This is a genomic window from Rhizobium leguminosarum (genome assembly GCF_004123835.1).
Taxonomy (GTDB): domain Bacteria; phylum Pseudomonadota; class Alphaproteobacteria; order Rhizobiales; family Rhizobiaceae; genus Rhizobium; species Rhizobium leguminosarum_M.
The window spans coordinates 154,707-167,580 of the sequence record NZ_MZMU01000018.1; the positions used below are offsets into that span (position 1 = coordinate 154,707).

Genomic DNA, 12,874 nt, shown 5'->3' on the forward strand with positions numbered 1-12,874 from the left:
GCGATATGAACCATGCCTGAGATAAGCGTCCGCCAACAACGTCTAATCAATATGTGCTTAATGTCCGCTTCGGAGAGATAGTGTTGAAGAACTCGGCGTTGCCGATGCATCTCGACCTCGACAGCGTGCGCACGCAGCTAAAGCCCTTTTATAGCGGCACTGGTCGGCCGTCGGTTGATCCTGATTTGATGATGCGGATGCTGATCATCGGCTACTGCATGGGCATCCGTTCGGAGCAGCGGCTGTGCGAAGAGGTCCATCTCAATCTGGCCTATCGCTGGTTTTGCCGGCTCGGTCTGGATGGGAGGGTGCCGGATCATTCCAGTTTCTCCAAGAACCGGCATGGCCGCTTCCGGCAAAGCGACATCCTGCGTCATCTGTTCGAGACGGTCGCGGAGCGCTGTCTTGCTCAGGACTGGTCGGAGCCGAAGGGTTGGCCGTCGATGCCAGCCTGATCGCCGCCGACGCCAACAAGCAACGTTCGGTGCCCGGCACGGAATGGAAGGTCCAGGACGACGCCAGCCGCTCGGTTCGGGAGTACCTGTCCGTCCTTGATGACGCTGGAGTGCGCCCAAGTCCCCGGGCGCAAGAGAGTCTCCTTCTTGCCGCAGAGTCATTCACGGCGCGGACGCGCCGTGGCTGGATTCCCGTGACAAGCACAGGAATTGGTAAGGGAGATTGGGGGGCGGACCCGTCCCTCCGCAACGCATCCAGAGACGACAACAACCCTAAACAACTTTCATTGGGGCTTGCATTGACCGCAAGCCCCACCTTTGTATTTGAGCCGATCACAACGCATCTCCGCGCCTGACGGCAATCCAGTCGCAGTTAGATCAACGCCTCATGCGACAAGCTCGAAACCGAGGGTTCGAAGACGTCCTTCACGGCGAGCGTGAAATCGTGGCTGGAGGCGTTCCCGGCCGCGTCATAAGCTTCGGCGGTGAAAGTCAGGCTGTGGGTGCTTTCGTAGTCGATCGCAGCCTTGGTCTGGATCTTGTTGCCGACGAGTTTGAAGATGCCGTCAGCATCGTCCGTCAGCCGCCATTTTACCGTGCCGCCTTCCGGATCGCGTGCCGAGAGAAGGCCGACGGAGGTGCCGATCGCGACATTCTCGGAGACCGAGCCGCGCGAGAAGGCGAGATTGGTCGGCGCCTTGTTGACAGGGGCCTCGTTGACGTCGAGGACGTTGATCGTGATATCCTTTTCGACGGTGACCTTGCCGTCGGAGACAGCCACCTTGATCGTGTGCGACTTGTCCGTCTCGTAGTCCAGAGCCTTGGAGGTGACGATGCGGTTGCCGTTGATCCGGAAATGGTCGTTCGCCCCGTCAAGCAGCTTGTACGTGAGGACGTCACCATCGGCGTCCTTGGCGCTGAGCAGGCCGACCGTGGTCCAGATCGGCTTGTCCTCGGACAGAGCGGTTTTCGAGAGCTGGATATTGGTCGGAGCGCTATTGCTGCCGTCGGGCGTGAAGGTTCCCTTGGCGAAATCGTAGACGCCGTCGGCAAAGCGCGCGAATTCGACGTCCGTCAGCGTGTCCTTGCCCTCCAGGGCGCTCGTCAGGATGTGATCGCTGTTGTTCAATGCGAAGGAATAATTGACGAAATTACCTGAGAAGATCGCGGTATCGATGCCGGCGCCGCCATTGATGGTGTCGTTGCCGGCGCCCCCGGTCAACTTGTCGTTGCCGGCCTTGCCATTGATGATGTCGTTGCCGCCGCTGCCGTCGAAAATGTCGTTGCCATCGGTGCCTGTAAACTCGTCGCTACCACCGCCGGTCTTGACGTCAACGCCGGAGACATAGCCGGTAACGAAAGCCCCGCGATCTCCCAGTTCGTCGGAAAGATCGAGGTGGGCGCTGTTTGTCACTGCCAATGCGGGGTTAAAATTGTGGAACGGATCGGTCGACCAGACGATCTTGTCAAAGCTTTCGAACTGCGCGCTTGAACCGGCAACCCAATATCCCACCGTTTCAAGGACTTCAATGTTCTTGATCGTCAGGCCTCTTAGCTCAGAGACTTGGAGAGTATCGATCCCCGCGCCGCCGTCGATTGTTCCGGAGCCCTGACCCTTCACGCTTATGGCATCGTCGCCGTCGCCCGCATTGATGTCGAAGACCTCAGGGTTACGGCCGCCGGCGTCACCATCGGAGATCGTATCGTTGCCCGCGCCGCCTCTGATGACGTCATTTCCGACGTTGTCTATAAGCTGGTCATTGCCGTCACCACCATTCAGAATATCATTGCCATCTCTGCCCGCGAGCAAGTCATTGCCACCACCGCCGTTAAGCGTGTCATTGCCATCACCGCCACGAAGCAGATCGTTTCCGGCGCCCCCATTCAGCGTGTCCGCGCCTTCGCCGCCATCGATGTTATCGTTGCCTGCGCCTGTTGTGATCGCATTGCCGCCGTTTGAGCCCGTCACATTCGCGGAGCCAGAGCCCAGTTCGTCAGCAAGATCAACCGCCCCGGAATCGGAGATGACCAGATTGACCGAGAGGAGAGGATTGATTTCGGAATTGCGGATGACGTCGTAAGCTTCGAACTCGGCGCCGGTCTTGGTGATCGTTGCGCCGTTCGTATTCAGAATATTCAAGGCCATATTAAACTTTCCAAAAAGATGCGTTGCATTCTATGAAAATGAGAAATCCTCAGTAGAACTGTTCTTGCAGCTTCAACGGACGACAACCCCCTGGGGATCTATGCCAATCCCCGATTAAGTTTTCAATGCAGAATTGTGTCTTTTCATTGCTTTTTTAATGAAAAACTAAGGATGAAATACTGGGGAAGCGAACTTTAATTTGAGAACTCAAAGTCATACTTTGGTCTCCTAAATAGGATTATCTTTCATTTTCGGTTTGTATACTCTCGTGAAAATTGTGTTTTCCGCGGGCTCGTTAGTGGTGCCGTGCCGCACGGTCATCCGCGTCACTATCGCAGGTTGGTGCTGGCTTCGACTTGTTCCGGCTTCCCGCGCGGGAGGCCTCACACGAGCTTGATGAGTCCTGCCTTCGTCGGTCTGAAGCCGCGGGCGCGGTAGAAGCCGGTCAGGTGTGGTTCGAAATCGACATGCAGCCATTCGGCGCCACGCTCCCGCGCAACCCGCGTCGCTTCCCTGACCAGCCGCGTCGCGATTCCCTGCCGCTGCATGTCAGGATGGACCGATGTATCGAGGATGAAGGCATGGATGCCGCCATCCCAGGCGACGTTGACGAAGCCGACGAGCCGGTCGTCCTGATAGGCGCCGATATGAGCGAGGCTGCGGGACAGGATGGGGGTGAAATCGCGGTCGTGCGGGCTGCCCCAGGCGGCGGAAAAGAGTGCGTTCAGTTCCGCGGCGGAGGGGAAGGGGTCGATACGCAGTTCCGGCATTGGCGGTTCCCTTCATTCAGCGGGTATGGAGGTTGTCCCGATCGACGGCGATGAGGTGTTGGGGGCTCATTCCGTGACAGCGACCAGCCGGCCGTCGCGTCTTTCGAAAATCCTGTCGGAGAGAAAATCGACGCCGCGGTGTTTCGCTATGTCGATCAGCTGCCGGGCCGTGATCAGCGCGGAGGGCGCTTTCGATCAATCACGGCGACTGGGGTGAACTTTGGACGCCGATTGACACTCAGATATGCAGAGCGCTTCCCAAAGCTTTCAGCGCCGCCTCCATCACCGCTTCGCTGCGGGTCGGATGCGCGTGGATGGTGCCGGCGATGTCTTCCAGGCGCGCGCCCATCTCGATGGCCAGCGCAAAAGCCGCCGAGAGCTCGGAAACCCCGGCTCCCACCGCCTGCAGGCCGAGCACGAGATTGGTGTCGGCGCGGGCCACCACGCGCACGAAGCCCTCTTCGGATAGCATCGTCATCGCCCGTCCGTTGGCGCTGAACGGAAACTGGCCGGTGCGAATCTCATAACCTTGCGCCTTCGCCTCGGCCGGCGACAGGCCGGCGCTGACGATCTCCGGATCGGTGAAGCAGATGGCGGGAATGCATCTTTTGTCCCAGGCCCGCTTCTTCCCGGCGATGATTTCCGCCACCATCTCCCCTTGCGCCATGGCCCGATGGGCAAGCATCGGCTCGCCGGTCACATCGCCGATCGCGTAAATGCCGCGCATGGAGGTGCGGCAACGATCGTCGATCCTGAGATAGGGCCCGGCGCGATCGAGGTCGAGCTCTTCGAGGCCGGAGCCCGCCGTCCTCGGGCGGCGGCCGACGGTGACGAGGACGCGGTCCGCCGGCAGGCTCTGCTGCCGGCCATCCGGCGTTTCGACGATCAATGCCTCGCCATTGTCGGCAAGCCCCATCGCCTTCACACCCGTCAGCACCCGGATGCCGCTCTCGCTCAGCTTACGCATGACGGGCCGCACCAGCTCGGCATCATAGAGCGGCAGCAGCTGCGGCGTCGCCTCGACGACCGTCACATCAGATCCCATCTTGGCAAAGGCGGTCCCGAGCTCCAGGCCGATATAACCGCCGCCGACCACGACGAGTTTTTGCGGCAGCTCCGTCAGCGACAGCGCCTCCGTCGAGGAAATGACCCGGCCGCCGAAAGGCAGGTTGGCAAGCTCCACCGGATCGGAACCGGTGGCGATCACCACGGTCTCGGCACGGATGATCTGCTGGCCGGTTTCCGTCTCGACCTCCACCGTCTTGCCGTCGCGGAAATGGGCTCGGCCATGGACGATCTTGACCCGCGCCTTTTGCAACAGCCCCGAAACGCCGCTGGTCAGCCGGCCGACGATCCCGTCTTTCCAGGCAATCGTTTTGCCGAGATCGATCGAGGCGCCTTCGACGCGGATGCCCATCGGGTTTTTGCCGGCAAGCATCTTTTGCGTCGCGTCGAATTCCTCGGCTGCATGGATCAGCGCCTTGGAGGGAATGCAGCCGACCGTCAGGCAGGTGCCGCCTGGCTTGCCGGCCTCGACGATGACGGTATCGATGCCGAGCTGTCCGGCGCGGATGGCGCAGACATAACCGCCCGGGCCGGCGCCGATGACGAGGAGCTTGCAGACAATCTCTTTCATGGATCAGCCTTCAATGAAAATGAGCGCCGGTGTTTCGAGGAGCGTGCGGATGCGCTGAACGAAGGTCGCCGCATCCCAGCCGTCGATGATGCGATGGTCGAAACTGGAGGAGAGGTTCATCATCTTGCGCGGCACGAACTGCGCGCCGTCCCAGGCTGGCCGTGTGGCGATCTTGTTGACGCCGATGATCGCCACCTCGGGATGATTGATGATGGGTGTCGAGACGATGCCGCCGAGCGCGCCGAGCGAGCTGATGGTGATGGTGGAGCCGGAAAGCTCATCGCGCGTCGCCGTCCCGGATCGTGCCGCTTCCGCCAGCCGGTTCATCTCGGCGGCGCAATCCCAGATGCCGCGGGCTTCCGCATGCCGCACGACAGGCACGGTGAGACCGGCCGGCGTCTGCGTGGCGATGCCGATATGCACGGCACCATGGCGCGTGATGATACCGGCATCGTCGTCGAAGGTGGCGTTGACGTCAGGCTGCTCGGAAATCGCCTTGACCAGCGCCTGCATCAGGAAGGGCAGAACCGTCAGCTTCGGGTGATCAGGCCTGCGATCGCCGTTCATGGTGGCGCGCAACTCCTCGAGCGCGGTCATATCCACTTCCTCCACATAGGTGATGTGGGGAATGCGCGAGGCGGAAAGCACCATTTTCTCGGCGATGCGGCGGCGCAGGCCGGTCAGCTTGATCTCCTCGGTCGCCGTCCTCCTGGCAAAACCGTTCTTGACCGTTGCGGGCGCCGTTCCTGGGGTCAGGAATTGCTCGACATCCTCGCGCAGAATACGCCCGGCCGGCCCTGTCCCCTGCACCTGCCTGAGATCGACGCCGCTTTCCCTGGCGAAGAGCCGCACGGAAGGAGCGGCAAGCGGTTTTTCCGCCGGCGCCGCCGCCTGCGCAGGGGTTGGCGCTGCCGGAGCCGGCTTTGCGATCTCGGCCCTGGGCGTTTCGGCAATCGGCGTCTGCGAAATCCCAATGGGCTGAGCCTCGCCGACATCTCCCGCCGTCTCGATCCGCACCAGCGGGGCCTTGACCGCGATACGGTCTCCGACCTCGCCGGCGAGCCAGATGACGGTGCCATTGACGGGAGACGGAATTTCCACGGTGGCCTTGTCGGTCATGACGGCGGCGATGACCATGTCCTCGCGGACGGGATCTCCGGTCTTCACGTGCCACTCCACAATCTCGGCCTCGGCGACCCCCTCCCCGACATCGGGCATCTTGATGATGAATTCGCCCACGGCTCAGGCCTCCATGACTTCGGCAAGCGCCCGCCCGACACGGCCGGGACCGGGGAAATAGTCCCACTCCTGCGCATGCGGATAGGGCGTGTCCCAGCCGGCAACGCGCACGACCGGCGCTTCGAGATGATAGAAGCAATGCTCCTGCACCAGTGCTGCGACCTCGGCGCCGAAGCCCGAGGTCAAGGTCGCCTCATGCACGACGACGCAGCGACCGGTCTTGGCGACCGATTTGACGATGGTATCGAGATCGAGCGGCAGCAGGCTTCTCAAATCGATCACCTCGGCATCGATGCCGGTATCTTCGGCGGCGGCAAGCGCCACATGCACCATGGTGCCATAAGCAATCACGGTCACCGCCGATCCCGCGCGCCGCACCTCGGCCTTGCCGATCGGAATGGTGTAATGGCCATCGGGCACCTCGCCGAGGTCGTGTTTCGACCAGGGCGTCACCGGCCGCTCGTGATGGCCGTCGAAGGGGCCGTTATAGAGGCGCTTCGGCTCCAGGAACATGACCGGGTCGGGATCCTCGATCGCCGCGATCAGCAGACCTTTGGCATCATAGGGATTGGAAGGCACGATCACCTTCAGCCCGCAGACATGGGTAAAAAGCGCCTCCGGGCTCTGGCTGTGCGTCTGGCCGCCGAAGATGCCGCCGCCGGTCGGCATGCGCACGACGATCGGGCAGGTGAAATCGCCGTTGGAACGGTAGCGGATGCGGGCCGCCTCCTGCGTCAGTTGGTCATAGGCCGGATACATGTAATCGGCGAACTGGATTTCGACGCAGGGCTTCAGCCCATAGGCCGCCATGCCGATCGCCGTGCCGACGATGCCGGATTCGCTGATTGGCGTATCAAAGCAGCGCGTTCTGCCGTATTTTGCCTGCAGGCCCTGCGTCGAGCGAAAGACGCCCCCGAAATAACCGACATCCTCGCCGAAAACGACGACATTGTCGTCCTTCGCCATCGAGACGTCCATGGCGCTGCGCACCGCCTCGATCATCGTCATTCTGGCCATGTCAGTACCCCGCCTTCTGCCGCTGGCGGCGGATATGCGGCGGCATCTCGGCATAGACGCCCTCGAAAATGTCGCGCACCGAAGGCCTGCCGCCGGCATGCAGCGTGCCATGCGCCTCTGCCTGGCGCTGCGCCTCGATCACCTCGTCCATGATTTCGGCTTCGGCCTGCACATGCCGCTCCTCCGACCAAACACCCTTGACGATCAGATGTTTCTTCAGCCGCAGCACGGGATCGCCGAGCGGCCAGGCCTCCGATTCCGTCTTGGGCCGATAGGCGCTCGGATCGTCGGAGGTCGAATGCGCACCGACGCGGTAGGTCACATATTCGATCAGCGTCGGGCCGAGATTGCGCCGCGCGCGTTCGGCCGCCCAGTAGGCGACGGCATGGACGGCGAGATAGTCGTTTCCATCGACACGCAGCGCCGGAATGCCGAAGCCGAGGCCGCGGGCGGCGAAGGTGCCGGAGCCGCCGCGAGCGATGCCTTGGAAGGTGGAGATCGCCCACTGGTTGTTGACAATGTTGAGGATGACCGGCGCCTTGTAGGTCGAGGCGAAGACCAGCGCCGAGTGGAAATCCGATTCCGCCGTCGATCCGTCGCCGATCCAGGCCGCGGCAATGCGGCTGTCGTTCTTGATCGCCGAGGCCATCGCCCAGCCGACGGCCTGCACATATTGGGTGGCGAGATTGCCCGAGATGGTGAAAAAGCCATGTTCCTTGGAGGAATACATAATCGGCAATTGCCGGCCGCGTAAGGGATCGCTCTCGTTCGAGTAGATCTGGTTCATCATCTCGACCATCGGATAGTCGTCGGCAATCAAAAGGCCCGCCTGGCGATAGGTCGGGAAATTCATGTCTCCCTTCTCGAGCGCCTTGCGAAAGGCACAGCTGACGGCCTCTTCGCCGAGATGCTGCATGTAGAAGGAGGTCTTGCCCTGCCGCTGCGCCATCAGCATGCGGGCGTCGAAGGCCCGCAACTTCATCATGTTGCGAAGCCCGGTTAGCAACTCCTCGTCGGAGAGCGACCCTGCCCAGGGACCGACCGCCTCACCGTCGCGGTTCAAAACGCGGATGATCGAATAGGCGAGGTCGCGGATGTCTTCCGACGCGACATCCACCTCCGGCCGCGGCACCGAGCCGGCCTTGGCAATCTTGACATTGGAAAAATCAGGCTGGCCGCCCGGGCGGACGGCGGGTTCGGGGACGTGCAGGCTCAAACGAGCGGAATCCACCATGTTTCTTCTTTCCTCCCTGTGCCGGCCGTGCTCCCCTCCCCGGAAGCAGGGCCGAATGTGGTGCTTAGAGATTGCGGGCGATCACCATGCGCTGCACGTCGCTCGTTCCTTCATAGATCTGGCAGATGCGCACGTCGCGGTAGATGCGCTCGACCGGATAATCGGCCATGTAGCCATAACCGCCATGGATCTGGATCGCGTCGGAGCAGACGCGCTCGGCCATCTCCGAGGCAAAGAGCTTGGCCATCGAGGCTTCCGACAGGCAGGGAAGCTCCGCCTCCCTGAGGGAAGCCGCGTGAAAGACGAGCTGGCGCGCCGCCTCGATCCGCACCGCCATATCGGCAAGGCGGAAGGCAACGGCCTGATGTTCGAAAATCGGCTTGCCGAAGGCCGTACGCTCCTTGGCGTAGTCGCGCGCCGCCTCGAAGGCTGCCCGCGCCATGCCGACCGCCTGCGCGGCAATGCCGATCCGTCCGCCCTCGAGATTGGCGAGCGCGATACGGTAGCCTTCGCCTTCCGCACCCAGCCTCAAATCCGCGGGAATGCGCATGTTGTTGAAGGCGATCTGGCAGGTATCGGTGGAATGCAGTCCGAGCTTTTCCTCGACGCGGATCACCTCGTAGCCCGGTGTATCCGTCGGCACGATGAAGGCGGTGATACCCTTCTTGCCGACATCGGGATCGGTGACGGCAAAGACGATGATGATATCGCCGTTCTTTCCCGAGGTGATGAATTGCTTGGAGCCGTCGATTACGTAGTGGTCACTGTTACGCCGCGCCCGGGTCTTCAGGTTCGAGGCATCGGAACCGGCCTGCGGCTCGGTCAGCGCAAAGCCGCCAATCCATTCACCGCTGGCCAGTTTCGGTAGGAAGCGCTGCCGCTGCTCCTCGGTGCCGAATTTCAGGATCGGCACACAGCCGACGGAACTGTGCACGCTCATGATCGTCGAACACGGTCCGTCGCCCGCGGCAATTTCCTCCAGCGCCGCCGCATAGGCGACCACACCGGTATCCGAGCCCCCATAGGCTTCCGGCACCAGCATGCCGAGCAGGCCTAGTTCGCCCATCTCCTTCAGTTCCTCTCGCGGGAAGAGATGCTCCCGGTCGCGCTTGGCCGCCCCCGGCGCCAGCCGGTCGCGGGCAAAGTCGCGGGCGAGATCTGAGATTTGCTGCTGGAGGTCGGAAAGGATCATCTGTTCTCTCCCATCTCTCCCTCTCCTATTGCCGCTCGATAGCGACGGCGGTCGCCTCGCCGCCGCCGATGCAGAGCGCCGCCATGCCGCGCTTCAGGTCGTAGCGCTCCAGCGCCGCAAGCAGCGTCACCAGAATCCGGGCTCCCGATGCGCCGATCGGATGGCCGAGCGCGCAGGCGCCGCCATGCACATTGATCTTTTCATGCGGCAAGTTGAGATCGCGCATCGCCGCCATGGCGACGACAGCGAAAGCCTCGTTGATTTCGAAAAGATCAATCTCAGACAGCGGCAGACCGGTGCGATCGGACAGTTTCTGCAACGCGCCGATCGGTGCGGTGGCGAAAAGATTGGGCGCCTGAGAATGGGTGGCATGGCCAAGGATGGTGGCAAGCGGCTTGAGGCCGCGATGCTCCGCCTCGGAACGGCGCATCAACACCAGGGCTGCCGCGCCATCGGAAATCGAGCTGGAATTGGCGGCGGTCACCGTGCCGCCCTCGCGAAAAGCGGGCTTCAGCGTCGGGATCTTGTCGAGCTTCGCCTTGCCGGGCTGTTCGTCGCGGCTCGCCACCTGCTCAGTCTTGCCCGACTTCACCGTGACGGGCACGATCTCGCTTTCGAAACAGCCTTCGGCAATCGCCTTCTGCGCCCGCGTCAGCGAGGCGATGGCGTAGCTATCCTGCGCCTCGCGTGTGAACTGATAGGCCTCGGCGCAATCCTCCGCGAAGCTGCCCATCAAGCGCCCCTTGTCATAAGCATCCTCCAGCCCGTCGAGGAACATGTGATCCACGACACGCCCATGGCCGAGCCTGTAGCCGCCACGGGCCTTGTCAAGGAGATAGGGCGCATTCGTCATGCTTTCCATGCCGCCCGCGACCGCCACCGAAGCGCTGCCGGCGGCGATCAGGTCATGCGCCATCATGACGGCCTTCATGCCTGAGCCGCACATCTTGTTGACGGTGCTGGCCGCGGTGGCGAAGGGCAGACCGGCATGGATCGCCGCCTGGCGCGCCGGCGCCTGTCCCTGCCCCGCCGGAAGCACGCAGCCGAAGACGACCTCCTCGATCACCTCGGCCTCGACGCGGCTCCGCTGCAGCGCCGCCCGGATCGCGGTTGCTCCGAGTTCCGGCGCCGTCGCCTCCTTCAGCTCTCCCTGAAAGCTGCCGATCGGGGTGCGCGCCGCACCGACGATGACGATGGGATCCTGCAAAACCATCTTTCCTCCTTCGGGCGCAGCGCTCACCGCACGCCCATCCGCAATGCGCCGTCGAGGCGGATGACCTCGCCGTTCAGCATGTTGTTTTCGAAAATATGGCGCACCAGCCCGGCAAATTCCTCCGGCCGGCCGAGCCGCGGCGGAAAGGGTACGCTCTTGCCGAGTGCTGCCTGAACCTCGGCCGGCATATCAGCCATCATCGGTGTCTCGAAAATGCCGGGTGCGATCGACACCACGCGAATGCCGTGACGCGCAAGCTCGCGGGCGATCGGCAAGGTCATCGCCGCCACCCCGCCCTTGGAGGCGGCGTAAGCTGCCTGGCCGATCTGGCCGTCGAAAGCGGCGACCGAGGCCGTATTGACGATGACGCCGCGTTCGCCTTCCGCATCCGGCTCGGTCTTCTGGATCGCTGCGGCGGCCAGCCGGATCATGTTGAACGTGCCGATGAGATTGATGCCGACCGTGCGCGCAAAACTCTCCAGCCGGTGCGGCCCGTCGCGGCCGATCACTTTTTCGGCCGGTGCAACGCCTGCGCAATTCACCAATCCGCGCAAGCCGCCGAAGGCTTCGACAGCAGCGGCAATCACCGCCGCCCCCTGCTCGGCATCGGTCACATCGGCCTTGACGAAGCAGGCATCGCGTCCGAATTCCCGGGCGATTTCTTCGCCCGCTTGCGTATTGAGATCGGCGATCGTGACGCGCCCGCCGGCTTCTACAAGCGCGCGCAGTGTTGCCGCACCCAAGCCGGAGCCGCCGCCGGTCACGATGAAACTTGCTCCACGGATCAGCATGAATCTCTTCCTCCTGTCGACCGCACCCCCTCCAAGCGCAACCGACGGATACGATTCTATTCGCTCCACCTATTGCAAGCGATGACAGAACTGCTCCATTATTTCGGCCAGTTTTGCCATAGCGAGGATAGAATGGCCGAGATCGAGCGACGCATGATCGCGCCGGGCTTCGTGGAGGAGGCACTCGACAGCCTGCGGCGGCTCGGCAAGCCAACGGCGCCGATCCTTGCCCGCGTCGGTCTGGCATCCCCGGTCGATCAGCCAGTTTCGGCAGAGACCTATGGCGCGCTCTGGCTGGCGATCGCCGCCGAGCTCGACGATGAATTCTTCGGCATGGGCGCACGGCCGATGCGCAGCGGCAGCTTCACGCTGCTCTGCCACTCTGTGCTGCATGCGCCGACGCTGGGTCAAGCGCTCCGTCGGGCGCTGCGCTTCCTCGATGTCGTGCTCGACGACCCCCGAGGACGGCTCGTCATCCGCGACGGTCTGGCCGAGATCGAACTCAGCGACGCCGGCGGCCCGCGTTCGGCCTTCGCCTACCGCACCTACTGGATCATCCTGCACGGCCTCATCTGCTGGCTGGTCGGCCGGCGCATTCCGATCCGGCTCGTCGATTTCCGCTGCGCCGAACCCAAACAAGGCGCCGACTACCGGCTTTTTTTCGGCGCGCCGGTACGCTTCTCCCAACCGATCAGCGGCCTCGGCTTCGACAGCGCCATGCTCGACCTGCCGATTTCACGCAGCGAACAGGCGCTCAAACAGTTCCTGCGCGGTGCGCCTGCCAATATCCTGGTGCGCTACCGTTACGACGCCGGCGTCGCCGCCACTGTGCGCCGGCGCTTGAGCCAGGCAACACCTGCTATGTGGCGGAGCTTCGCCGAGCTCGCCGCCGACATGCGCATGCCGCCCTCCACGCTACGCCACCGCCTGCACGACGAGGGGCAAAGCTACGCCGCCATCAAGGACGACATCCGCCGCGACCTCGCCGTCGAACTGCTGCTGGGTACACCGAAGACCATCGGCGAGATCGCCGTGCAACTCGGCTATTCAGAACCGAGCGCCTTCTTCCGCGCCTTCCGCAAATGGATGGGCAAGAGTCCCGAGGTCTTTCGCCGGGAGGGAGATGGGGAACGGAGCCGCGAGCGGTAGACCGATATCCGCGATCATCAGCGGGCCATAGA

The 12,874-nt window shown here is 62.8% G+C and carries 10 protein-coding genes and 1 pseudogene; 2 read left to right on the plus strand and 9 right to left on the minus strand.

Annotated elements, in window-relative coordinates; genetic code table 11:
• Positions 1-95: 95 nt before the first annotated feature.
• Positions 96-562: pseudogene (locus B5P46_RS25490) on the plus strand (transposase); the annotation flags it as partial.
• 266 nt (positions 563-828) lie between these two features.
• On the opposite strand, the gene B5P46_RS25495 reads toward B5P46_RS25490, so the two are convergent.
• The 9 genes from B5P46_RS25495 to B5P46_RS25535 all read right to left on the minus strand — a co-directional run bounded on the left by B5P46_RS25495 (position 829) and on the right by B5P46_RS25535 (position 11,693).
• Entirely contained in the window at positions 829-2,601 is a 1,773-nt protein-coding gene (locus B5P46_RS25495; protein WP_129421162.1) for a cadherin domain-containing protein, read from the minus strand.
• A 383-nt stretch (positions 2,602-2,984) separates the two neighbouring features.
• Positions 2,985-3,371, minus strand: coding sequence for a GNAT family N-acetyltransferase (locus B5P46_RS25500; protein ID WP_129421163.1), 387 nt, complete (start codon positions 3,369-3,371; stop codon positions 2,985-2,987).
• A 238-nt stretch (positions 3,372-3,609) separates the two neighbouring features.
• Positions 3,610-5,007 carry a dihydrolipoyl dehydrogenase gene (gene lpdA, locus B5P46_RS25505; protein WP_129421164.1) on the minus strand — a complete coding sequence of 466 codons (1,398 nt, stop codon included), beginning with the start codon at positions 5,005-5,007 and terminating at the stop codon, positions 3,610-3,612.
• A 3-nt stretch (positions 5,008-5,010) separates the two neighbouring features.
• On the minus strand, positions 5,011-6,246 hold the full coding sequence (locus tag B5P46_RS25510; RefSeq protein ID WP_129421165.1) for a dihydrolipoamide acetyltransferase family protein: 1,236 nt from the start codon (positions 6,244-6,246) through the stop codon (positions 5,011-5,013).
• A gap of 3 nt (positions 6,247-6,249) precedes the next feature.
• A complete protein-coding gene (locus B5P46_RS25515) occupies positions 6,250-7,263 on the minus strand; it encodes an alpha-ketoacid dehydrogenase subunit beta (RefSeq protein WP_129421166.1) in 1,014 nt (337 codons plus the stop codon).
• Between the two features lies 1 nt (position 7,264).
• Positions 7,265-8,497 (minus strand): thiamine pyrophosphate-dependent enzyme, encoded by a 1,233-nt coding sequence (locus B5P46_RS25520; protein WP_129421167.1) that lies wholly within the window; start codon positions 8,495-8,497, stop codon positions 7,265-7,267.
• Positions 8,498-8,561: 64 nt separating this feature from the next.
• Complete coding sequence (locus tag B5P46_RS25525; protein ID WP_129421168.1) at positions 8,562-9,689, minus strand: acyl-CoA dehydrogenase family protein; 1,128 nt, start codon at positions 9,687-9,689, stop codon at positions 8,562-8,564.
• A 25-nt stretch (positions 9,690-9,714) separates the two neighbouring features.
• A complete protein-coding gene (locus B5P46_RS25530; RefSeq protein ID WP_129421169.1) occupies positions 9,715-10,902 on the minus strand; it encodes an acetyl-CoA C-acyltransferase in 1,188 nt (395 codons plus the stop codon).
• Positions 10,903-10,925: 23 nt separating this feature from the next.
• Positions 10,926-11,693 carry a 3-hydroxyacyl-CoA dehydrogenase gene (locus tag B5P46_RS25535; protein WP_129421170.1) on the minus strand — a complete coding sequence of 256 codons (768 nt, stop codon included), beginning with the start codon at positions 11,691-11,693 and terminating at the stop codon, positions 10,926-10,928.
• An 81-nt stretch (positions 11,694-11,774) separates the two neighbouring features.
• On the opposite strand from B5P46_RS25535, the gene B5P46_RS25540 reads away from it, so the two are divergent.
• Complete coding sequence (locus B5P46_RS25540; protein ID WP_129421171.1) at positions 11,775-12,842, plus strand: AraC family transcriptional regulator; 1,068 nt, start codon at positions 11,775-11,777, stop codon at positions 12,840-12,842.
• Positions 12,843-12,874 lie beyond the last annotated feature (32 nt).